This is a genomic window from Rhodococcus sp. 06-221-2 (assembly GCF_002258365.1).
Lineage (GTDB): Bacteria > Actinomycetota > Actinomycetes > Mycobacteriales > Mycobacteriaceae > Rhodococcoides > Rhodococcoides fascians.
This window is the reverse complement of the sequence record NZ_NOYJ01000016.1, coordinates 310,781-332,192: the sequence shown is the minus strand read 5'-3', so window position 1 is coordinate 332,192 and position 21,412 is coordinate 310,781. Positions and strand designations below refer to the sequence as shown.

The 21,412-nt window shown below is 64.9% G+C and carries 21 protein-coding genes; 9 read left to right on the top strand and 12 right to left on the bottom strand.

The annotated features are described in order from the left end of the window. Positions 1–118 precede the first annotated feature (118 nt). Positions 119–1,603 (top strand): phenylacetaldehyde dehydrogenase StyD, encoded by a 1,485-nt coding sequence (gene styD / locus CH281_RS09140; protein ID WP_094694012.1) that lies wholly within the window; start codon positions 119–121, stop codon positions 1,601–1,603. Between the two features lie 40 nt (positions 1,604–1,643). Beyond that, positions 1,644–3,173, top strand: coding sequence for a GMC family oxidoreductase (locus CH281_RS09135; RefSeq protein ID WP_094693848.1), 1,530 nt, complete (start codon positions 1,644–1,646; stop codon positions 3,171–3,173). Between the two features lie 30 nt (positions 3,174–3,203). Here the strand turns inward: CH281_RS09135 and CH281_RS09130 are convergent, their stop codons facing one another. From CH281_RS09130 to CH281_RS09080, 11 genes are all read right to left on the bottom strand, one after another. Next, complete coding sequence (locus tag CH281_RS09130) at positions 3,204–4,109, bottom strand: helix-turn-helix domain-containing protein (RefSeq protein WP_094693846.1); 906 nt, start codon at positions 4,107–4,109, stop codon at positions 3,204–3,206. Between the two features lies 1 nt (position 4,110). Continuing rightward, positions 4,111–5,418 (bottom strand): phenylacetate--CoA ligase PaaK, encoded by a 1,308-nt coding sequence (gene paaK, locus CH281_RS09125; RefSeq protein ID WP_027494661.1) that lies wholly within the window; start codon positions 5,416–5,418, stop codon positions 4,111–4,113. 18 nt (positions 5,419–5,436) lie between these two features. Further along, positions 5,437–6,531 carry a 1,2-phenylacetyl-CoA epoxidase subunit PaaE gene (gene paaE / locus CH281_RS09120; RefSeq protein ID WP_094693844.1) on the bottom strand — a complete coding sequence of 365 codons (1,095 nt, stop codon included), beginning with the start codon at positions 6,529–6,531 and terminating at the stop codon, positions 5,437–5,439. Next, entirely contained in the window at positions 6,531–6,992 is a 462-nt protein-coding gene (gene paaD / locus CH281_RS09115; RefSeq protein WP_052055184.1) for a 1,2-phenylacetyl-CoA epoxidase subunit PaaD, read from the bottom strand. Before paaD ends, paaE begins: the two co-directional genes overlap by 1 nt. 41 nt (positions 6,993–7,033) lie before the next feature. Further along, positions 7,034–7,951 carry a 1,2-phenylacetyl-CoA epoxidase subunit PaaC gene (gene paaC / locus CH281_RS09110; protein WP_094693842.1) on the bottom strand — a complete coding sequence of 306 codons (918 nt, stop codon included), beginning with the start codon at positions 7,949–7,951 and terminating at the stop codon, positions 7,034–7,036. 28 nt (positions 7,952–7,979) lie between these two features. After that, positions 7,980–8,342, bottom strand: coding sequence for a 1,2-phenylacetyl-CoA epoxidase subunit PaaB (gene paaB / locus CH281_RS09105; protein WP_032404451.1), 363 nt, complete (start codon positions 8,340–8,342; stop codon positions 7,980–7,982). Further along, complete coding sequence (paaA, locus tag CH281_RS09100) at positions 8,339–9,286, bottom strand: 1,2-phenylacetyl-CoA epoxidase subunit PaaA (RefSeq protein WP_094693840.1); 948 nt, start codon at positions 9,284–9,286, stop codon at positions 8,339–8,341. Before paaA ends, paaB begins: the two co-directional genes overlap by 4 nt. 186 nt (positions 9,287–9,472) lie before the next feature. After that, positions 9,473–10,243 carry an enoyl-CoA hydratase/isomerase family protein gene (locus CH281_RS09095; protein WP_094693838.1) on the bottom strand — a complete coding sequence of 257 codons (771 nt, stop codon included), beginning with the start codon at positions 10,241–10,243 and terminating at the stop codon, positions 9,473–9,475. After that, complete coding sequence (locus CH281_RS09090; protein WP_094693836.1) at positions 10,240–11,091, bottom strand: 3-hydroxyacyl-CoA dehydrogenase family protein; 852 nt, start codon at positions 11,089–11,091, stop codon at positions 10,240–10,242. The genes CH281_RS09095 and CH281_RS09090 overlap by 4 nt, the downstream gene beginning before the upstream one ends. After that, entirely contained in the window at positions 11,088–11,810 is a 723-nt protein-coding gene (locus CH281_RS09085) for an enoyl-CoA hydratase/isomerase family protein (protein WP_094693834.1), read from the bottom strand. Before CH281_RS09085 ends, CH281_RS09090 begins: the two co-directional genes overlap by 4 nt. Further along, on the bottom strand, positions 11,807–13,006 hold the full coding sequence (locus tag CH281_RS09080) for a thiolase family protein (RefSeq protein WP_094693832.1): 1,200 nt from the start codon (positions 13,004–13,006) through the stop codon (positions 11,807–11,809). Before CH281_RS09080 ends, CH281_RS09085 begins: the two co-directional genes overlap by 4 nt. A gap of 110 nt (positions 13,007–13,116) precedes the next feature. Between CH281_RS09080 and CH281_RS09075 the strand changes: the two genes are divergently transcribed. From CH281_RS09075 to CH281_RS09055, 5 genes are all read left to right on the top strand, one after another. Beyond that, positions 13,117–13,728 (top strand): TetR/AcrR family transcriptional regulator, encoded by a 612-nt coding sequence (locus tag CH281_RS09075; protein ID WP_027494651.1) that lies wholly within the window; start codon positions 13,117–13,119, stop codon positions 13,726–13,728. A 76-nt stretch (positions 13,729–13,804) separates the two neighbouring features. Continuing rightward, positions 13,805–15,832, top strand: coding sequence for a phenylacetic acid degradation bifunctional protein PaaZ (paaZ, locus tag CH281_RS09070; protein ID WP_057472494.1), 2,028 nt, complete (start codon positions 13,805–13,807; stop codon positions 15,830–15,832). Then, positions 15,829–16,146: an EthD family reductase gene (locus tag CH281_RS09065; RefSeq protein WP_094693830.1), complete on the top strand. Its 318-nt coding sequence runs from the start codon at positions 15,829–15,831 to the stop codon at positions 16,144–16,146. The genes paaZ and CH281_RS09065 overlap by 4 nt, the downstream gene beginning before the upstream one ends. 23 nt (positions 16,147–16,169) lie before the next feature. After that, positions 16,170–16,538, top strand: coding sequence for a hydroxyphenylacetyl-CoA thioesterase PaaI (paaI, locus tag CH281_RS09060; protein WP_045841663.1), 369 nt, complete (start codon positions 16,170–16,172; stop codon positions 16,536–16,538). A gap of 30 nt (positions 16,539–16,568) precedes the next feature. Continuing rightward, the gene (locus tag CH281_RS09055; RefSeq protein ID WP_094693828.1) at positions 16,569–17,681 is read left to right on the top strand and encodes a PucR family transcriptional regulator; all 1,113 of its coding nucleotides are present in this window, start codon (positions 16,569–16,571) and stop codon (positions 17,679–17,681) included. Here the strand turns inward: CH281_RS09055 and CH281_RS09050 are convergent. Beyond that, positions 17,665–19,071 (bottom strand): FAD-binding oxidoreductase, encoded by a 1,407-nt coding sequence (locus CH281_RS09050; RefSeq protein ID WP_094693826.1) that lies wholly within the window; start codon positions 19,069–19,071, stop codon positions 17,665–17,667. The two genes, CH281_RS09055 and CH281_RS09050, sit on opposite strands and share 17 nt — an antisense overlap. Before the next feature lie 283 nt (positions 19,072–19,354). Between CH281_RS09050 and CH281_RS09045 the strand changes: the two genes are divergently transcribed. Both CH281_RS09045 and CH281_RS09040 read left to right on the top strand, forming a co-directional pair. Then, complete coding sequence (locus tag CH281_RS09045) at positions 19,355–20,656, top strand: MFS transporter (RefSeq protein ID WP_027494645.1); 1,302 nt, start codon at positions 19,355–19,357, stop codon at positions 20,654–20,656. A gap of 124 nt (positions 20,657–20,780) precedes the next feature. Continuing rightward, complete coding sequence (locus CH281_RS09040) at positions 20,781–21,398, top strand: TetR/AcrR family transcriptional regulator (protein ID WP_057472498.1); 618 nt, start codon at positions 20,781–20,783, stop codon at positions 21,396–21,398. Positions 21,399–21,412: the final 14 nt, after the last annotated feature.

The window sequence follows — 21,412 nt, the reverse complement described above, 5'->3', positions numbered from 1 at the left end:
GCGCATCTACCGCACAATGTGTGCGCGATCACACAAGACCGGCGCGTTCGCCTGCGCGCAGTCTGGAGCAGACATGCGAGAGGTGCCTGCACACGGCACCGAGAAGGAGCGAAAACACATGACCGCAGTACAGGAATCGGCCGCACCGTCGCTGCCGACCGGCACCGCCACCGAGCTCTACATCGCGGGGCAGTGGCACGGTGCATCCGACGGAGGCACCTTCACCAACTTGAACCCGACCACCGAACAGCCGTTGGCCGAGATTGCCGCAGCCACGGCGTCGGACGTCGATGCAGCGGTGTGTGCGGCCCGTGCCCAGCTCGGTGGTGAGTGGGGTGCTACCCCCGGAGCAGTCCGGGGCCAGCTGCTCAATCGGGTGGCCGATCTGATCGAGCGGGACGGTGACGTGCTCGCTCGGCTCGAAGCTCTCGACGTCGGCAAGCCGGTGGGTCAGCCCGCGATGCTCGACATCCCCAATGCTGCAGCCACTTTCCGACACTTCGCGGGCTGGGCCGACAAGATCACCGGCAGTTCCATCCCTACCGCGGGCTACTTCGGGCAGCCGACGCACTCCTACACCGTTCGCGAACCCGTCGGCGTCATCGGCATGATCGTTCCCTGGAATACCCCGCTGATGATCGCGGCATGGAAGCTTGCTCCCGCTCTGGCCGCGGGGAACACCGTCGTCGTCAAGCCGCCGGAGGACGCGCCACTGTCCATCCTGCATCTGGCTCGACTGATCGACGAGGCAGGCGTACCTGCCGGAGTGGTCAATGTTGTTCCAGGACTGGGCGAAGTGACGGGCGATGCCTTGGTCGGCCATCCGGACGTCGACAAGATCAGCTTCACCGGCAGCCCTCGGGTCGGCAGAATCATCGCCAAGAAGGCAGCCGACACATTCAAGCGGACGACGCTCGAGCTCGGCGGCAAATCCCCTCAGATCATCCTCGAGGATGCGAATCTCGACGCGGCGATCAACGGAACCGCGATGGGACTGTTCTTCAACCAGGGACAGGTGTGTGCGGCCGGAACCCGAGTGTTGGTGCATCGCTCGCTGTACTCGCAGGTGGTCGACGGTTTGGCCGCAGCGGCCTCGGCTCAGGTGCTGGGCGATCCGTTCGATCCGTCGACGACGATGGGTGCCCTCGTCAACGCGACGCAGCGTGACAGCGTGCTGGGGTACATCCAGGCGGGACGCGACGGCGGAGCTCGAGTCGCGGCCGGTGGCGGACGTCCCGACGGTGCCGGCTATTTCGTCGAGCCGACGATCTTCGCCGATGCCGACAACGACATGAAGATCGCCCAGGAGGAGATTTTCGGACCAGTCGGAACGGTGATTCCGTTCGATACGGCCGACGAGGCGATCTCCATTGCCAACGACACCGTGTACGGGTTGGCCGCCTCGATCTGGACCCGCGACGTGTCGAGGGCGCACATACTGGCCGGGCAGGTCCGTTCCGGCGCGGTGTGGGTGAACGGCTGGGCTGCAATCGATCCCGCTCTCCCCTGGGGCGGCATGAAGTCCAGCGGCACGGGCCGGGAACTCGGGTGGGCCGGTATCGAGGCCAACACCGAAGAGAAGGTCGTCACCGTAGTTCTGTAGCCCGCCTCCCTCGTGCAGCAACGAAACAGCAAGGACTGACATGCCGAAGAAATCGACCGACTACGTCGTCGTCGGAGCAGGATCAGCAGGAAGCGTCATCGCCAGGAGGCTCCTCGACGCGGGACACACCGTCCACGTGATCGAAGCCGGTCCCGTGGACACCGATCCGGCGATCCACTCACCGCAGGGCTGGCCGACGCTGTTGGGCGGACCGCAGGACTGGGGACTGTTCACCACCCCGCAGAAGCACGCCAACGATCGGCGAATCTTCTGGCCACGCGGACGCGTCCTCGGTGGCAGCTCGTCCCTCAACGGAATGATCTACGTACGTGGGCATTCCAGCGACTACGACGGGTGGGCATCGGCCAGCGGTGACGCCGGATGGTCGTGGGAGAACGTGCTGCCGCTGTTCAAGCGTTCGGAGTCACACGAGCTCGGTGCCAACGAGTTCCACGGCGGTGACGGGCCACTGCCGGTGTCCATCATGGGTACCCCGCATCCGCTGGCGGCAGCCTTCGTCGACGCGGCCGTCGAGCACGGGCACAAGCTCATCGACGACTTCAACGCCGACGAGATGGTCGGTGCCGGCTACAACCACACCACCACACGCGACGGTGAGCGGATGAGTGCCTGGAAGAGCTTCGTCGGCCCGGTGCTCGACAATCCCGACCTGACGTTGACCACCCGTGCTCTCGTGCACCGAGTGGTGCTCGAGAACGGCCGAGCGGTGGGCATCGAATACAGCCGCGGAGATGGCGAGCTGGAGCGAGCGTTCGCCGATCACGAGGTCATCCTGTGCGGCGGAGCCCTCGGCTCTCCGAAGACCCTGCTGCTCAGTGGAATCGGGCCGTCCAGACATTTGGCTGAACTGGAAATCGCCACCGTCGTCGACCTGCCGGGCGTCGGCGAGAACCTGCACGACCATTTGCTGCTCAGCAACATCTACGAGTCCCTCGAGCCGCTCGCAGCCGGTACCAACAACCTGCTCGAAGCGCAGCTGTACGCCCGCAGTACCGGATGGGCCGGCGCTGCACCCGATCTGCAGCCCCTGTTCATGCACATCCCCTACCCCGCCGACGGATACCCGGTGCCGGAGAACGGCTACACGATCGCACCGGGAATCGTGGCTCCGCGTTCACGCGGCACGCTGCGACTGGCGTCCTCGGATCCGAATGAACTGCCGCTGGCGGATCCGAACATCCTGGCCGATCCGTACGACCTCGAAGCCATGGTCGACGCGGTGGAAATCTGCCGGGAGATCGGTGCCTCCGATGCCTTCGCGCCGTGGCGTAAGGCGGAGGTGGTTCCGGGACCGAGCGCCCGCACCCGTGACGACCTGCGGGCGTATGTCCGACAGACTGCCGGTACGTACCACCACCAGGTCGGCACCTGCAAGATGGGAGCCGAGTCGGACTCCGATGCCGTTGTCGGAGCGGACCTTCGGGTCCGCGGGGTCGATGGATTGCGGGTGGCGGACGCGTCGATCATGCCCACGGTGCCGTCGGGCAACACCAACGCGCCGTCCATCATGGTCGGTGAGCGGGCCTCGGATCTGGTCCTCGGAAAGTAGTTCGTGGTCGGGTGAGGGCGGCGTGCGCTCTCACCCGGCGCGATACTCCCGCGGAGACATACCGTACGTCTCCTTGAACAGCTTCGAGAAGTTCGAGGAATCGATCAAACCGTGACGCGCACAGACGGTTCCGATACTGTCTGCGGCGAAACGAGGGTCACGCAGATCGCGGTGGCACCTCTCCAGTCGCCTGGATCTGATCCAACCGGCCACCGTGCGACCGTCCTGCTCGAAGAGCTTCTGCAAGTAGCGCGTCGAAATATGCAGGTGCGCAGCGAGAGTCGCCGTGGACAGAGTCGGATCGGACAACTGAGATTCGACGAGACTCTTCGCCTCGATCAGGAGTGTGGATCCCGGCGCGTCGTGGGGAGCAGCGTCGTCGAGAGCGGCGCAGAGCAAATCGAGGACGGCGTTCTCGAGCATCGGTGTCGTCGGCAATGTGCCGTCGGCGGCGTTGCGACGCAAATTGAACAGGAACGGCGACACCAGCGCACCGACGCCGTGATCGCCCTCGATGCAACGCGCGGCAACGGTCGTCAAGTCACGGGAATCGATGCGGAGCGCGTCGCGTGGAAACATCACCACGAACATCTCGAAGTCCCCGGCGAAGTGCAGATCGTAAGGGGCACTGGTGTCGTAGACCGCGAAGTCGCCAGGATGGAGCACGGCCTCGCGCTCGTTCTGGACGATCGTGCCGCACCCCGTCAGCTGCAGACCCACCTTGATCAACCCGGGGTCGGACCGCCGGATGGTCGCGCGTGTGCGCCTGACGTCGACCTCCCGGCCGGTCACCTCGCTCAGTTGCAGCGCCCCGAGCGTCGACGACACCAGCGTGCCCTGGAACGACGACGGCCCGGTGGACACAGCGTCGAGCGGCACGAACGCCGTCGAGACGTTCTCGCGCCATTGCTCGAAATCCTGTGCCACCGGGCTCATGTCATACGGTCGGACGGTTGTCGATCAGACGGCGGGCCTTACCGATGGAACGCTCGAGGGCCGCCGGTGCAACGACGTCAACCGCGACGCTGACGCCGATCCGGTCCTTGACCAGCTTCTTCAGCGTTGCTGCGGCAATCGGATGCGTGTCGAGCGCGGCATCGGGTCGGGCTTCGACGAGGACGGTCAGTGAGTCCATGCGTCCGGCACGCTCGAGCACGCACTGGAACTGCGGTGCCAGAACGGGAACCGTCAAGATCAGCTCCTCGATCTGAGTCGGGAAGAGATTGACTCCGCGCAGAATGATCATGTCGTCGGTGCGGCCGGTGACCTTCTGCATCCGACGCATCGTGCGAGCCGTGCCCGGCAACAGTCGCGTCAGATCGCGGGTGCGGTAGCGGATGATCGGCATCGCTTCCTTGGACAAGGACGTGAACACCAATTCACCCTCCTCGCCGTCGGGCAGAACCTCGCCGGTCACCGGGTCGATGACCTCCGGGTAGAAATGATCCTCCCAAATATGGAGTCCGTCCTTGGTTTCGACGCATTCCATCGCGACACCCGGTCCCATGACCTCGGACAGGCCGTAGATGTCGACGGCGTCCATGTCGAGGGTCTTCTCGATCTCCTTGCGCATCTCCTCGGTCCACGGCTCCGCGCCGAAAACTCCGGTCTTCAGCGAGGTCTTGGCCGGATCGATGCCCTTCTTGACCATCGCGTCCACGATCGTGAGCATGTAGGACGGCGTCACCATGATGGCGTCGGGCTCGAAGTCCTCGATGAGCTGGATCTGACGATCGGTCATACCACCGGACATCGGAATGACTGTGCAGCCCAGTCGTTCTGCGCCGTAGTGTGCGCCGAGACCGCCGGTGAAGAGGCCGTACCCGTAGGCCACGTGCACCTTGTCCGACGGCTTGACGCCGCCGGCGCGGAGGCTGCGGGCGATGAGATCGGCCCAGTTGCTGATGTCGTTCGCGGTGTAACCGACGACAGTGGGACGTCCGGTGGTGCCCGAGGACGCGTGGATGCGCGAGACCTTGTCCTGCGGCACCGCGAACATGCCGAACGGGTAGTTCTCCCGCAGGTCCTTCTTGGCGGTGAACGGGAACTTCGCCAGATCCGACAGATCTTTCAGATCGGTCGGATGCACCCCGGCGTCGTCGAATGCCTTCGTGTAGTGCGGAACGTTGTCGTACGCGTGCTGCAGCGACCATCGCAGGCGCTCCAACTGCAGCGTGGAAATGCGGTCCCGAGAGGCGAACTCGATGTCGGGGGTATCGGTGGGGGCGGACAGCACACTGGTCATGATCGGTCTCTCGTGGTCTCAGGCGTCGAAGTCGACGGTGACGGTGTCGCTGAGTGGGAAGGTTTGGCAGGTGAGCACGAAGCCGGCATCGACCTCGTTGTCTTCCAATGCATAGTTACGACGCATGTCGACCTCTCCGAAGGTCACCTTCGCGCGGCAGGTGCCGCACACTCCGCCCTTGCATGCGAAGGGGAGGTCCGATCGCAGCTGCTCGGCCGAATCGAGAATCGACTCGTCCTGCGGCAAAGCGCCTTTCACCTCGCGGCCATCGAGGATGATCGTGACCTCACTGCTGGGGCCGGTGATACCGGGCTCGCGGTGCTGCTCCTGCGGCGGCGGTACGTCGTCGACGTAGAACAGTTCGTGGTGAATGCTGCTCTTCGCGACGCCGAGTTCCTTCAGAACGTCCTGGGCATCGTTCACCATCCCGAACGGACCGCACAACCAGAAGTGGTCGATGTCCGGGGTTGCGACGACGGTGTCGAGTATCTCGCGTAGCCGGCCGGCATCGAGCCTGCCGCTGAACAATTCGACTTCCCGTGGCTCGCGAGACAGCACGTGAATGACGTCGAATCGACTGCCGTACTGATCCTTCAGGTCGGCGATCTCCTCGGCGAACATCACCGTTCGCGTCCGTCGATTGCCGTACAGCAGAACCACTTCGGAGTCGGGATTCGCCAGAACGGACGCCGCAATCGACAACATCGGGGTGATACCGGAACCGGCGGCGATGAGCACGTGCCTGCCGGCCTGGGCCGGATCGGCGTGAAAGGTGCCGCTCGGGCCCTGCACGTCGATACGGTCGCCTGCTTTGACGTCGTGAACGAGCCAGGAGGAGAACAGACCGTCGGACACCTCACGGACACCGACGCGGGGACGCGCACCGGCCGGGGCGCAGATGGAGTAGGAGCGGCGGTGCTCGACGCCGTCGACGGTGCGGCTGAGCATCAGTGACTGGCCCGGGCGAAAGTCGAACTCTTCGCGCAATTCTTCCGGGACGTCGAACGTGACAGCAACGGCGTCGTCGCAGAGGGATTCCACGTCGGCAACGGTCAATGAATGAAAAGGCTTGTTGCGTACATTCTTCTGAACGGGCTCGGCGGTGACGGTCATCAGATTTCCTTCACGTGGTCGAAGGGTTCGAGGCAGTCGTCGCACCGGTACTGGGCTTTGCAGAGGGTGGCACCGAACTCGGACGTGAGCCGGGTGTTGCGCGAGCTGCACTGCGGGCAGGTGAGCTGACGGGGTTTGACGGTCAAGGTCAGCGGCACCGGGCCGGATGTACGTTCCGGGGCCGGACCTGGAGTGGAGTAACCGGTCTCGCGCAGCTTGCGCAGGCCCTCCTCGGAGATCCAGTCGGTACTCCATGCCGGCGTCAGGCTGGTGACGATCTCGACATCCGCGTAGCCGTGGTCCTGAAGCTTGTGAGCGATGTCGTCCCGCATCGTCGCCATGGCGGGGCAGCCGGAGTACGTCGGAGTGATGGTGACGAGCACGCTGCCGTTCTCGCGTACCTCGACGTCGCGCAGAACGCCGAGGTCGTCGAGGGTGAGCAGCGGCATCTCCGGATCCATGACGGTGGCGGCAATCTCGCGGGCGGTTTTCTCGAGTGTGGTCACCAGACTCCCTCCGGATGGGCCCTCGCCACGACCTGCATCTCGGCGATCAGTGGACCGAATGCTTCGGTGTGAATGCCGCGACGACCACCGCGGCCGCCGATGGTGCCCACGGACTTCCCCTCGGGCGCTTCGAGTTCTGCGGCGTGAAGGACCTGTGCGAGAACCGAATCGAACTCCACGCGGACGTCACGGGGATCGACGGCGACACCGACCTTCGCGAGTGCGATCTCCTCGTCCGTCGGGATGAACAATTCCGAGACGTACGGCCAGATCCGGGTCACGGCGTCGCGGACGCGTCGCTTCGATTCGTCGGTTCCGCAGCCCAGGGTGACGACCCAGCGTGCCGCGTAATCGCGGTGGTACGTCAGCTCTTTGACGCCCTTGTTCGCAACTGCGGCAAGAACGGGATCACGGGATTCCTGCAGGCGAGTGAAGACGGCGAGCCGCCACGTCGAGAACACGAGGAGCCGAACCAGCGATTTCGCGAAGTCGCCGTTGTCGAGCTCGGTGAGTCTGACGTTGCGGAAGTCGGCCTCGTCGCGAAAGAACGCCAGCGCATCCTCGGCGGGTGCGGGTGAAGTGTCCGAGATGAACGGCACCACCGTCGGATCGGCTTTCGCGGCGCGAGCCAGTAGCAGCCGGGCCTGGCCGAGGAGATCGAGGCCTACGTTGGCCAGCGCCACCTCTTCTTCCAGTTCCGGTGCGCGAGTGCTCCATTCGGCGAGGCGCTGGGAGCTGATCAGCGCATCGTCGCCGAGCATGAGGCAGTACGCGGCAAGGGCTTTCAGGTCGACGTCGTCGGGAACGGTGGTGTCGACTCCGGCGAGCGGGTCGTCGAAGCTCGTCCCGAATGCCCACTGCCCGTGCGAGTCCTCGTCGACGAGGCCCTCGTAGGCGCTGTCGTGATCGGTCATGAGTGCTTGTCCTCTGGGAGTATGGGTCTCACATGTGGGGAACGTTGTCGGGGATCTCGTAGAACGTCGGGTGGCGGTACACCTTGTCGCCACTCGGTGCGAAGAACGGATCCTTCTCCGACGGCGACGACGCGACGATCGAGTTGGACGGAACCACCCAGATGCTGACGCCTTCGTTGCGGCGGGTGTAGACGTCGCGAGCATGCCGCAGGGCCATGTGGTCGTCGGCAGCGTGGAGCGATCCGACATGCACGTGGTTCAGGCCGCGCTTGCCGCGGAGGAACACCTCGTACAACGGCCAATCGGCTTTGACCGCTTCCCTTTTTGGCTCGACCGGAACACCCTCGGTGGGAACTGCGCCGTGGCCGCCCTCGGCCGTGAATTCTGTCATGATGCTGCGTTCCTTTCGGCGAATGCGGTTGCGGCCTCACGGACCCAGGCTCCGCCGTCGTGAGCTGCTCGACGGTTCGCGATGCGCTCGACGTTGGAGGCACCGTTGCCCTTGATCACCTGCATGAACTCGGACCAGTCGGGCTCACCGAAATCGTGTGACTTGCGCTCCTCGTTCCACTTCAGGTCCGGGTCGGGGAACGTGACTCCGAGTGCCTTCGCCTGCGGGATCGACATGTCGACGAAGCGTTGGCGCAGTTCGTCGTTGGTGTGGCGCTTGATGCCCCACTTCATGGACTGCTCGGTGTTGGGGGACTCGTCGTCCGGCGGGCCGAACATCATCAGTGCCGGCCACCACCATCGGTTGACCGATTCCTGAACCATGGCACGCTGTTCGTCGGTGCCGCGCATCATCGTGGCCAGCAGCTCGTAGCCCTGGCGCTGGTGGAAGGATTCTTCTTTGCAGACGCGGATCATTGCGCGCGCGTAGGGCCCGAAGCTGCTGCGGCACAAAGGAACCTGGTTGCAGATTGCTGCGCCGTCGACGAGCCAGCCGATGGTGCCCACGTCTGCGTACGTCAGGGTGGGGTAGTTGAAGATCGAGGAGTACTTCTGCTTGCCCTCGATGAGCTTGACCGTCAGGTCGGCGCGGTCCGCTCCGAGCGTTTCCGCGGCGGAGTAGAGGTAGAGGCCGTGACCGGCTTCGTCCTGCACCTTGGCCATCAGGATCGCCTTGCGGCGCAGCGACGGTGCGCGGGTGAGCCAGTTGCCCTCCGGCTGCATGCCGATGATCTCGGAGTGCGCGTGCTGGGCGATCTGGCGGATGAGCGACTTGCGGTAGCCGTCCGGCATCCAGTCGCGAGGCTCGACGCGCTGCTCGTGGGCAATGGTCTCGTCGAACCCGCCCTGCAGCGTCTCGGTGGACAGGGTGTTTGACGTGGTCATAAGTCCTACTTTCATTACCGAATGATCGGTTGGTAACCAGTATGCATCGAAGTGACCCCGGGCACAAGAGCGGCTGCGCCGCACGTGCGTGAAAGTTCGTAGCAGGGGTCGAGTTTCTGTTCACATGGGTCGTTCCGCAGGCTCCACTCCCGCTCACATGGGTCGTTCCGCAGGCTCCACTCCCGCTCACATGCCGACGAAGGAGGCTCTCTTCTTCGCCAGGAAGGCATCGACGGCGGCCTTGTGGTCGGCGGTCTGTCCCAGAGCGGTCTGTGCCTGCGCCTCGCGGTCCAGGGCGTCGGACAGTCCGGACCGCGCGATCAGCGACTTGACCTGCTTGTACGCCAGGGTGGGTCCCGCAGCGAGCGTTGTGGCCAGCGTGCGCGCGGTCTCGAGAACGTCGGCATCGTCGACGACGCGATGCACCAGACCCCAGTCGAGGGCCTGCGGGGCGGTGACCTTGTCTCCGAGCAGCATCAGTCCCGCGGCCCGGCTCGCGCCCAGTGCGTCGACCAGCGTGTAGCTCAACCCCGAGTCGCTGGCCAATCCGATGCCGGTGAACGCCGTGGCGAACGACGACTTGGTGCCGGCGACGCGGATGTCTCCGGCGAGTGCGATCCCGAGACCCGCACCGACACACGCGCCGGGGATGGCCACGACGATCGGCACCTCGAGCGCTGCGAGCCCTCGGATGACCGGGTTGTAATGCTCGCCGACGGTATCCATCGCCGTGGCCGGGTCGGCCTCGAGCGCGGTGACGTGCTCGCCGAGGTCCTGGCCGACGCAGAAGTTCTTGCCCTCCGCGGTGATGAGCACCGCGCGCACGCTGGGTGCGGCGGCGTTCTGCACTGCAGACATCAGGCCGACTTTCGTCATGACGTCCAGGGCGTTGTGTGCCTCGGAGCGCGCGAGGGTGATGGTCGCCAGGCCGTCGGTGACATCGAACCGTACCGTCATGCGTTCGTCCAATCGTGAAAGCCGCGACCGGACTTGCGTCCGATGTCGCCGCGAGCAACCATGTCTCGCAACAACTGCGGGGGAGTGAACCTGTCGCCGAGGGTCGACGCCAGGTGTTCTGCGATGGCGAGCCGAACGTCCAACCCGACGAGGTCGGTGGACCGCAACGGACCCATCGGATGCTTGTAGCCGAGTTCCATGGCGCGGTCGATCGATTCGGCGTCGGCGACGCCTTCCTCCAGCATCCGGATGGCCTCGAGTCCGAGGCACACGCCGAGCCGGGAGGTAGCGAACCCGGGGGAGTCGTTGACGAGCACCTCGGTTTTGCCGAGCAGCGACACCCACTGTTGCACTCGCTGCACGACGTCCGTAGAGGTCGCCGGAGCGCGCACGATCTCGACGAGAGTCGACGCCGGAACCGGGTTGAAGAAGTGCATCCCGATGAAGCGGCTCGGATCGCTCAGTGCTGCGCCGAGTTCCGCGATGGAGATCGAGCTCGTGTTCGACGCGATGACCGTGTCGGGCCCGGCGATCTTGTCGACGAGAGCCAATACCTCGACCTTGAGCGACGGAATCTCGGGCACCGCTTCGACCACCAGGTCCAGGTCGGCAGGAAGATCCGCGGGGCCGGCGACGGTGGAGACCCGGGCGAGAATCGCAGCGGGGTTCTCGCTGAGTTTCCCGCGTTCGTGTGCTCGAGTTAAGCCCGTCTCGACGCGGCCCAGCGCGGCCTGTTGGTCGGCTGCTTCGGCGATGACGACGATGGAGCCGAGGGCCGCGAAGACCTGCGCGATACCCGCGCCCATCCGTCCGCCACCGACGACACCAACTGAGCGGGGAGCTGTCATTTCTTCTTCTCCAGAAATGCCGTCATGCGGCGTTGTTTGTCTTCGGTCTCGAACAGGACGGCCTGCGCGATGTCGTCGGCCCACGGGTGCGAACCGGGCGCATCGAGGATCTTCTTGGTGAGTTTCAGTGCCAGTGGTGCTTGCTTGGCGATGCGATCCGCGAGTGAATGCGCTGCAGCCAACGGCTCGTCGACTACCTCGAGCACCAGGCCGCACCGAAGTGCCACCTCTGCGTCGAGTGTCCGGCCACCGAGAAGCACCTGCTTCGCGACGGACACGCCCACCAGCGTCGGCAGCCGGTAGCTGGCTCCGGCGGCAGCCATGATGCCCAGTCCCGGTTCGGGATTACCGAACACGGCAGTCGGCGACGCGATGCGGATGTCGCAGGCGTAGGACAGTTCGGCTCCGCCGCCGAGTGCGTATCCGCGGACGGCTGCGATCGTCGGCAGGGGGAGTGCGGCGATGCGATCGAACAGGTTTCGGTTGATGCCGCGCAGTGCGTCGTCGCGAGTGCGGGCCCGCAACTGGTTGATGTCGGCACCGCCGGCAAAATGCTCGCCTGCTCCGGTCAGGATCACGATCCTGGGATCCTGCTCCACGAGCGCGCACACCTCGTGCAGCTCGCCGATCATGTCGGAATCGATCGCATTGCGCTGCGTCTCGCGACTCAGGGTGACGACAACGCGGTCCGTCGACTCCTCGACGATGAGCGTGTTCACGGTGCCTCGATCAACATCGACACGCCTTGCCCGACGCCGACGCACAGTGTCGCAAGGCCACGGGAGGCCTTCTCGCGTTCCATCCGGCCCAACAGCGTCAACAGAATTCGAGCTCCCGACGAGCCGAGGGGGTGGCCGAGGGCGATGGCCCCGCCGTCGGCGTTGACGATGTTCTCGTCGAGCTTCAGCTGGCGGATGACGCCGAGGGACTGTGCCGCGAAGGCCTCGTTGAGTTCGACGGCACCGAGGTCGTCGATCGACCATCCCGCGCGAGTGAGCGCCTTCTGCGTGGACGGGACCGGCCCGAGTCCCATGATGTGGGGCGCGATGCCGGCGCTCGCGCTGGTGACGATGCGGCCGCGAACCTCGAGGCCGTACGTGCGCACGGCTTCTTCCGAGGCCACCACCAATGCCGATGCCCCATCGGTGAACGGTGACGACGTGCCGGCGGTGACGATTCCGCCCTTTCGGAACACGGTCTTCAGGGTGCCGAGCTTGTCCAACGTGGTCCCGCGCCGCGGCGTCTCGTCCTCGGTGACCTCGCCGTTCTTGGTGCTGACGGGCACGATCTCGTCGGCGAAGCGCCCGGCATCCTGGGCGGCGACGGCACGCTGCTGACTGCGGAAGGCGAAGGCGTCGGACTCCTCACGGGTGATGCCCTCGCTGAGCGCGACCTCTTCGGCGGTCTCGCCCATCGACAGGGTGATCTTGGGGTCGGTACCCGCGTCGTGCGCTGCGAAAGTCGGGTTGGTGAATCGCCAGCCGAGGGAGGTATCGAAGATCTCGCCGGGCTTGGCCCACGCCGTCCCGGGCTTGGCCATGACCCATGGCGCGCGCGTCATGGACTCGACGCCACCGGCGACGATGATGTCGGCCTCACCGCTGCGAATGGTGCTCGCGGCGTTGGCCACTGCGGTCAGTCCGCTCGCGCACAGGCGATTGACGGTATATCCCGGCACCGACTGGGGCAGACCTGCGAGCAGAACCGCCATTCTGGCCACATCGCGATTGTCCTCGCCTGCCTGGTTGGCCGCACCCAGAATCACCTCGTCGATTCGATCGACGGGTACGCCCGCTCTGCGGACCGCCTCGGCCACGACCAGCCCGGCGAGATCGTCGGGGCGCACCGAGGCCAGGGCACCGCCGTAGCGCCCGTGCGGGGTACGTGCGCCGGCCACGAGAAATACTTCGCCCACTTCGAAACTCCTTCGTCGGTTGCGTCATTAATAACCGAACATTCGGTCGTTTGGCAAGGTCTGCTGCCCGTGGTGCTGTGGAATCGTCCGCCGACTGCGAAGATGTGGCAATGACAACCGCACGCGCGCCGCGCAAGACCGGACAGCCAGGGCGGCCGGGATACGACCTGGATTCCCTCTTGGCCGTGGCGGTCAAGGTCTTCAACGACCGTGGGTACGACGGCACCAGCATGGAGATTCTGGCGAAGCGGCTCGGTATCACCAAGTCGTCGATCTACCACCACGTATCGGGCAAGTCCGAGTTGCTCGAACTCGCGCTGTCGCGGGCTCTCAACGCACTGTTCGCCGTGACGACCGAGGATCGGGCGACCACCGGGCGGTACATCGATCGCCTCGAATACCTGGTGCGTCGCAGCGTCGACATCTTGTGCGCGGAACTGCCCTACGTGACGCTGCTGCTGCGGGTGCGGGGCAACACCGACGTCGAGCGGCGCGCTCTCGCCCGCAGGCGCGAATTCGACACGTTCGTCACCGGGCTCGTCGTCGCCGCCGCCGAGGAGGGCGACCTGCGTCCCGGTGTCGACCCGGCTCTGGCGTCCAAGCTCGTCTTCGGCACGGTCAACTCGCTCATCGAGTGGTATCGCCCGCGCACCGGCGGATCCGTCGAGGAATTGGCCGACGCCGTCGTGGCTCTGACCTTCGACGGCCTGCGCCGCACGTAGCAACGCAAGTCTTGACTTCTCGGCGTTCGACGGCGATGGTAATTACCGACCGAACGTACGGTGAGATGGAGGCGTTGTGAGCAGACTTCTGGAAAGCTATGCCCAGGGCACGTGGTATTCCGCGACCGACGAGGGAACGCCGTTGCTGAGCGCCGTCGACGGCAGTGAGATCGCCCGGGTGTCGTCCAGCGGTCTCGACGTCGCAGGCATGATCGATTACGCCCGCACCGTCGGCGGCCCCGCGCTCGCAGCCCTGACGTTCCACGAGCGTGCAGCCCTGCTCAAACAACTGGGTCTGACGCTGCTGGCCGGCAAGGAGGAGTTCTACCAACTCTCCCGGCACACCGGAGCTACCACCCGCGATTCCGGCGTCGACATCGACGGCGGTTTCGGCACCGTGCTGAGCTACGCGAGCAAGGCTCGACGTGAACTCCCGAACGAGACGGTCTATCTCGACGGTGCCATCGAGCAGCTCGGCAAGAAGGGCACCTTCCTCGGTCAGCACATCTACACCTCCCGGCGCGGCGTCGCCGTGCAGATCAACGCGTACAACTTCCCCGTCTGGGGCTTCCTCGAAAAGCTGGCACCCGCGTTCATCGCGGGCGTGCCCTCGATCGTCAAGCCCGCCAGCCAAACTGCGTACCTGACCGAGCTTGTCTTCCGTCGGATCATCGAGTCGGGGTTGCTGCCCGAGGGGTCGGTTCAGTTGCTGTGTGGCAGTGCCCGTGGTGTCCTCGACCACCTCGGCGGCCAGGACTCGGTGGCCTTCACCGGATCGGCCGATACCGCTGCGACCCTGCGCTCACACCCCAACGTCGTCGGCGAGGGACTCCATTTCACGGCGGAAGCCGATTCTCTCAACGCGTCCATCCTGGGTTCCGATGTGGCACAGAGCGATCCGGAGTTCGATCTGTTCGTCAAAGGTGTCTTCACCGAGATGACATCCAAAGCCGGCCAGAAGTGCACGGCCATCCGCCGCGTGCTGGTGCCGCAGGACTCGGTCGAACCCGTCATCGAGGCGCTCAAGGCCAAGCTCGACAAGGTCGTCGTCGGTGACCCGCAGGACGACGGCGTCACAATGGGTGCACTCGCCAGCATCGACCAGCGCGACGAGGTCCTCAAATCCATTCGTGGACTGATCAAGTCGGCCACCGTCGTCTTCGGTGATCCCGACTCCGTGGATTCACGGCCTGGTGCCTTCATGGCGCCGGTCCTGTTGAAGGCCGGCGACAAGAGCGCACCCGAACCGCACGAGATCGAGGCATTCGGGCCCGTCTCCACCGTCATCGGTTACGACAGCACCGCGGACCTGCTCGACCTCGTCGCCCGCGGAAAGGGCTCTCTGGTCGCATCTCTGGTGACCAAAGATTCGGCCATCGCGCGCGAGATCGTGCTGGGCACCGCTCCGTATCACGGGCGCATCCTGGTCCTGAATTCCGAGGACGCGAAGGAATCGACCGGTCACGGTTCGCCGCTACCGGTACTGGTGCACGGCGGACCCGGCCGCGCAGGCGGTGGTGAAGAACTCGGCGGTATCCGCGGCGTCCTGCACCACATGCAGCGCACCGCAATCCAGGGAACCCCGGACGTGCTGACGGCCATCGGCAACAAGTGGGTCACCGGGGCGAAGCAGACGACCGGGGACGTTCACCCGTTCCGCAAGAACCTCGGCGAACTGCGACTGGGCGATACCATCGTCGGTGGCCCACGACAGGTCACCCGCGCCGACATCGATCACTTCGCCGAATTCACCGGCGACACGTTCTACGCGCACACCGATCCCGAAGCGGCAGCGGCAAATCCGTTGTTCGGCGGCATCGTGGCGCACGGCTACCTGGTGGTCTCGCTGGCCGCGGGGCTGTTCGTCGACCCGGCACCGGGCCCCGTCCTGGCGAACTTCGGCGTCGACAGCCTGCGCTTCCTGACGCCGGTCAAGGCCGAGGATTCGCTGACGGTCACGTTGACGGCCAAGCTCATCACACCGCGCCAGAGTGCCGACTACGGCGAGGTGCGGTGGGACGCAGTGGTCGTCAACCAGGACGGTGACCCCGTCGCCACCTACGACGTACTCACTCTGGTCGCGAAGCCCGAGGCCGCGTCATGAGCGTGCGAGTAGCCGTCTGTTACGGAATACCCGAGGACCCTGCCGCCTTCGATCGGCACTACACCGAGGTGCACGTGCCCCTCGCTCGCGCAGTTCCCGGCCTGGTCGACTTCACCTGGGGCACGCTCGACTCGCTCGACGAGTCCCCGCCGCCCTACTACGCAATCGCACGTCTGTACTTCGCGGACGAGGCATCGCTGAAGGCAGGGTTGGCTTCGCCCGAGATGACAGCGGCAGGCAAGGATCTGCGGAACTTCGCGACCGGTGGCGTCACGATGTTCACCCAGAACGAGCGTTCGGTGCTGCAGCCGTGAGCGATTCGCCTATTGCGCGGGAGATGTTCGAGGTCGATGCCGCGTCCCGCAAGCTCGGTATCGAACTGATCGAGCTGTCACCCGGTCACGCGAGAATGTCGATGGTCGTGACCGAGGACATGGTCAACGGTTACGCCATCACGCACGGCGGATACGTCTTCCTGCTTGCAGATACGACGTTCGCTATGGCCTGCAACTCGCACGAGGACTCGGCCGTCGCTGCCCGATGCGACATCCGGTACCTCCGTCCGACGAAGGTCGGTGACGTCCTCGTCGCCGACGCCGTCGAGCGTGCGAGGTTCGGCCGCAACGGTATCTACGACGTGTCGGTGACGTGCCGAGACGAGCTGATCGCCGAATTCCGAGGCGACAGTCGCACGATAGCGCGCTAGCGATCCGGCGCGTGGAAGTACTGTGAGTCGGTGACCACTGCAGACCTGTCGGCGCTGGCAGACGCCACCGCCACTGCGGTGGGTGGTGCTGTGTCGGTGATGGATCCGCAGGGCTATGTGGTGGCGTATTCGTCGGTGCCGGGGCAGCCGATCGACGACGTGCGACGCGACGGCATTCTGGGCAAGCAGGTCCCGGCTCGATACATGGTGCATCACATCGATCCGGACTTCCGGCGCAGCTCGACCGTGCACGTCGTCGATGTGGCCGGTGCGCTACCCCGTCTGGCAGTAGCGGTTTCGGTCGACGGTGAGTACCTCGGCTCCATCTGGTGCATTGCGTCCGGTGCCGGCATCCGTCCGCCGGCCCCTGCGGCAGTGGCTGCATTGACGCGTGCGGCCGCGGCTGCAGTGCCGTTGTTGTCGGCCCGACATCATCCGGCCGATGCCGACAATCCCAGGGTGCGTGCGTTACTGACCGATCCCGAGGTCGTCACTACGCCGGGAAAGCACTACGCCGTTCTGGCCGCAGAAGTGGAGTCGCCGCGAGCGCAGAAAATGTTGGTGCAGCTCGCTGGTCTGCTGCAGCTCACGTTCGGCAACGCGGGCGACTCCGGATGCATCGTCGACGGGAACACCGTCCTGCTGGTGGTGGAGTCCGACGACGAACGCGCATTCGCTGCGGAGGCAGAGGAGGTTCGACGACGGGCGGAGACGGCCTTCGGTGCTGCGGTGAGCTTCGCGATCGGTGGCCCGGACGCCCGTCCCGCGATAGCGCTCAAGCATGCTTACTGGGTACTCGACGCGATCGAAACGGGCGCAGAGACAACGACATTCGAGCATAATCGCGTATCGGTCACTCTTCGGAGAGCGGGTGAGGCGCTGTCGGAGGTGTCGCTCGCCTTGCCTGCCGTCGAACGGATGCTGTCCTGCGATGCCTCGGAAGGTACGGAATACGCTGCGACGGTGCTGGCGTTGTTGGCACACGAATCCAACGTCGCTGCCGCGTCTGCGTCGCTGTACCTGCACCCCAATACCTTTCGCTATCGACTTCGGCGTACCAAGGAGTTGTTCGGTCTCGATCTCGACGACGTGGACACCCGGTTGCTGGTGTGGATGTCGCTGCGGCTCACGACCGGGCGGTGAGGACCTTCCCTGGGTTGAGCAGGTAATGCGGGTCGAGCAGTTCCTTGATGCCGCGCTGCAGTTCCGCTGCAACAGAGTCGAGTTCGGTTTCGAGAAGATCGCGTTTGAGCAGGCCGACGCCGTGCTCACCGGTAATGGTCCCGCCCAGAGAGAGGGCGAATGCCGCGATCTCGTCGAACGCGCGGTGTGCCTTGACCAACGATGACGGGTCCATCGGGTCGACGATGACTGTCGGATGGATGTTGCCGTCCCCTGCGTGGCCGACGACGCCGATGACGATGCCGATGCGCTCGGCGATGCGTCCGACCTCGTCGATCATCGCGGCGAGCTGCGAAATAGGAACGGACACATCGTCGACCAACGGTGAGCCGAGACGCTCGAGTGCCGGGTACGCCAGTCGACGGGCCTGCACGAGCTGTTCCGATTCGACCTCGTCCTCGGCAACGGCCACATCGGTTGCCCCGGCTGCGGTGCACAGTGCGGCGATGGCTTCGAGCTCCTGCACAGAGCCTGCGCCGATATCGGACTGAGCGATCAGCACGGCCGCGGCGTCGGTGCCGAAGTCCATCCGGGCGTAGGCGTCGATCGCGGCGATGGTGGTGCGGTCCAGCAACTCGAACAGGCTCGGGGTGATGCCGACGGCCCGGATCTGCGTCACCGCTTCACCGGCCGCGACAGTCGACGGGAAGGTCGCGGCCATGGTCAACGGAGTGGCAGCCGGAAAGTCGAGACCTACGGTTGCCTCGGTGATTATTCCGAGTGTGCCTTCGGAGCCGACGAACAGTTCGGCCAGAGAAAGCCCGGCCACGCCTTTGACAGTGCGTCGACCGACGAACGTGGCACGCCCGTCGGCGAGTACAACGCGCAAGCCACGGACGAACCGTGCTGTGACGCCGTATTTCACGCAGCACAGACCACCGGCGTTGGTGGCGATGTTGCCGCCGATGGTCGACGCCTCCCAGCTGGACGGGTCGGGGAGGTACGTCAATCCTTGCTGCAGGGCAGCATCTTTCAGCTCTTTGTTCGTGACACCGGGTTGCACGACGGCGGTGCGGTTGACGACGTCCAACTCGACGATCTTGTTCATCCGCCGGGTGTTGAGGGCAATGGCTCCGACGCTGGCGTTCGCGGCTCCCGCCAGGCCGGTCAATGCGCCCTGCGGTACCACGGGAATGCGATGTGCCGATGCGATTTTCATGATCGCCTGTACGTCCGATTCGGTGCTCGGTAACACTGCCGCCAGGGGTAGCGCGGATTCGCACAGAGCGGCGGCGTCGTGCCGGAAGCTCTGCAGAATGTCCGGGTCGGTCACCACCGCGTCGGCACCGAGGGCGCGCATCAGTTCGTCGATGACCGGCGAATGGAGAACGAGGGTGGTCGGAGCAGCCATGGATTCGAGTATGTCGGGCGGCGCTGTCGATGTCTGCGTCGTTTCGGACGAAGCACGAGGTCTCGATCGGTAGTTTCCGACGAAGTGTGGGCAGGGCCTTGTTATGCACGCGACCACCTTGACAAACTACGGTGGCGCCGGTCACAGTAATTACCGACCGAATGGACGGTGAGTTTTATCCGGTTCGTCGGTTACCTGAATCTGCCGCTGTTCATACCCCACGTCACTCCGAACTGTCGCTCGCTCTCACGAGCGCCGGAGCCCGAACGAAACGAGATCGTCGATGACAACACAGGTCGAGACGCCCACCGGGGTGTCGCGTGAGCATCGCCGCGCCGCGATGGCCAGCATGGTCGGAACCACCGTCGAGTGGTACGACTTCTTCATCTACGCGCAGGCCGCGTCGTTGATCTTCGCTCAGCTGTTCTTCGCGCCCATGGGCTCGTCCGGACAGCTGGTCGCCTACGTGACCATCGGTATCAGCTTCGTGTTCCGTCCTCTCGGGGCCATCGTCGCGGGGTACTTCGGCGACAAGATCGGTCGCAAGAAGGTCCTCATCGCGACCCTCACCCTCATGGGCGCGGCCACCGTCGGAATGGGACTGCTGCCCACGTACGCGACCATCGGCATCTGGGCTCCGATCATCCTGATCGTGTTGCGCATCCTGCAGGGATTCTCGACCGGCGGCGAATGGGGCGGCGCGGCATTGATGGCCGTCGAGCACGCCCCGAAGGGCAAGCGCGGAATCTACGGTGCCGCAACTCAGATGGGTGTTCCGCTCGGCATGCTCATCGCGGTGGGAACGTTGGCACTGTGCACCGGTTTGCTCAGCGAAGAGCAGTTCGAGGCCTGGGGCTGGCGTATTCCGTTCCTCATCAGCTTCGTGCTGATCCTCGTCGGCTTCTACATCCGACGCCGCGTCGAAGAGACCCCGGTGTTCAAGGAGCTCGCAGAACGCAAGGAGCGCAACCACACTCCCGTTCGTGCACTGTGGCGCACCAACAAGAAGCAGGTCATGCTCGCCGCGCTGTCGTTCGTGGGTAACAACGGCAACGGTTACATCATCGTCGGTGGCTTCATCGTCGCGTACTCGACGAGGGAGCACGGGCTCGCCCGTGTGGACGTGTTGGTGGCCAGTTTGTTCGCCGCTCTCGTGTGGGGTGTGTTCACCCTGCTCGGTGCGTATCTGTCCGACCGCTACTCCCGGACCGCCATCATGAACCTGGGCAACGCGTCGATGGTGTTGTGCGCCATCCCGTTCTTCCTGCTCGTCGATACCGGTGAGCTGCAGTGGATCTACGTGGCCCTCGGTCTCTTCGCCGTCGGACTCGGCCTCGCCTACGGACCACAGCCGGCGCTGTACGCCGAAATGTTTCCCGCAGCAGTTCGATTCAGTGGAGCATCCATCGGCTACGCCATCGGCACCGTGCTCGGTGGGGCCTTCGTCCCGACGATCTCCGAGGCACTGTTCAAGGGAACGGGTACCTCGATGTCGATCTCGATCTACCTGATGATCCTGGCGGCGATCTCGTTCATCGCGACCTCGCGCATCAAGAACCGTAGGGACGAGGATCTGAACGTCTGACCCAACGACGACGACAGGCCCGCAACCAGCCGAGTTGCGGGGCTGTCGTCGTGTCCGTGGCCCAGTGCGAGCGTCACCGTTCCGGCCCTGACCGGCGTTCGAATCTGCGGGTTAGTATCGCTCCATGGCCACCGAATCAACCGTCGTGGTCGACGGGCGAACTCTGCGACATCAGCATCGCCGCCCCGAGTTGCTGGCTGCCGTGACCGAGTACGTACTCGACCACGGCCTTGCCGATTTGTCGTTGCGTCCCTTGGCTCGCGAGCTCGGGGTCACCCACGCGACTCTGATCCGGCATTTCGTGTCGAAGGACAAGCTGATCGCCGAGGTCGTCGATCGAATGCGTGTGGACTTTCTCGAGACGTTGCAGACCGACGACGAGACCAGCGGTTCCGTCGAATTTCTCGAGATGTCTTGGGAGAAACTGCGGCAGCCTCGGGAGCAGCGCCAATTTCGCGCGCTGTTCGAGATCGCGTCCCGGGCACCGCAGAACCGCTACGTGCCCGGTGACGTGACCGCCCGAATCCTCGGACAGTGGCGCATCCCGCTCGAGCAGCGTCTGGTCGCCGAAGGGCGGAGCTCGACCGAGGCCACCGAAATCGCCACTCTCGTGCTGGCTCAGGTCCGCGGACTGCAACTGGACCTTCTCATCACCGGTGAGCGCGAACGCATCGATGCGGCATTTGCGCGCGCCATCGACCAGCTTCGCCGAACAGTAGACGGCGGCCCGTCACAGTCGTGACTGCGACGGGCCGC

Excerpts from the sequence above, each read along its gene's own strand:
- CH281_RS09130 (WP_094693846.1), bottom strand. The coding sequence starts at position 4,109 with ATGAGCCCGGTGGCACAGGATTTCGAGCAATGGCGCGAGAACGTCTCG.
- paaC (WP_094693842.1), bottom strand. The coding sequence starts at position 7,951 with ATGACCGATCACGACAGCGCCTACGAGGGCCTCGTCGACGAGGACTCG.
- CH281_RS09135 (WP_094693848.1), top strand. The coding sequence starts at position 1,644 with ATGCCGAAGAAATCGACCGACTACGTCGTCGTCGGAGCAGGATCAGCA.
- CH281_RS09095 (WP_094693838.1), bottom strand. The coding sequence starts at position 10,243 with ATGACGGTACGGTTCGATGTCACCGACGGCCTGGCGACCATCACCCTC.
- paaE (WP_094693844.1), bottom strand. The coding sequence starts at position 6,531 with ATGACCGTCACCGCCGAGCCCGTTCAGAAGAATGTACGCAACAAGCCT.
- CH281_RS09075 (WP_027494651.1), top strand. The coding sequence starts at position 13,117 with ATGACAACCGCACGCGCGCCGCGCAAGACCGGACAGCCAGGGCGGCCG.
- paaI (WP_045841663.1), top strand. The coding sequence starts at position 16,170 with ATGTTCGAGGTCGATGCCGCGTCCCGCAAGCTCGGTATCGAACTGATC.
- styD (WP_094694012.1), top strand. The coding sequence starts at position 119 with ATGACCGCAGTACAGGAATCGGCCGCACCGTCGCTGCCGACCGGCACC.
- CH281_RS09090 (WP_094693836.1), bottom strand. The coding sequence starts at position 11,091 with ATGACAGCTCCCCGCTCAGTTGGTGTCGTCGGTGGCGGACGGATGGGC.
- CH281_RS09065 (WP_094693830.1), top strand. The coding sequence starts at position 15,829 with ATGAGCGTGCGAGTAGCCGTCTGTTACGGAATACCCGAGGACCCTGCC.
- paaK (WP_027494661.1), bottom strand. The coding sequence starts at position 5,418 with ATGACCAGTGTGCTGTCCGCCCCCACCGATACCCCCGACATCGAGTTC.
- paaA (WP_094693840.1), bottom strand. The coding sequence starts at position 9,286 with ATGACCACGTCAAACACCCTGTCCACCGAGACGCTGCAGGGCGGGTTC.
- CH281_RS09050 (WP_094693826.1), bottom strand. The coding sequence starts at position 19,071 with ATGGCTGCTCCGACCACCCTCGTTCTCCATTCGCCGGTCATCGACGAA.
- CH281_RS09040 (WP_057472498.1), top strand. The coding sequence starts at position 20,781 with ATGGCCACCGAATCAACCGTCGTGGTCGACGGGCGAACTCTGCGACAT.
- CH281_RS09045 (WP_027494645.1), top strand. The coding sequence starts at position 19,355 with ATGACAACACAGGTCGAGACGCCCACCGGGGTGTCGCGTGAGCATCGC.
- paaB (WP_032404451.1), bottom strand. The coding sequence starts at position 8,342 with ATGACAGAATTCACGGCCGAGGGCGGCCACGGCGCAGTTCCCACCGAG.
- paaD (WP_052055184.1), bottom strand. The coding sequence starts at position 6,992 with ATGGATCCGGAGATGCCGCTGCTCACCCTCGACGACCTCGGCGTTCTG.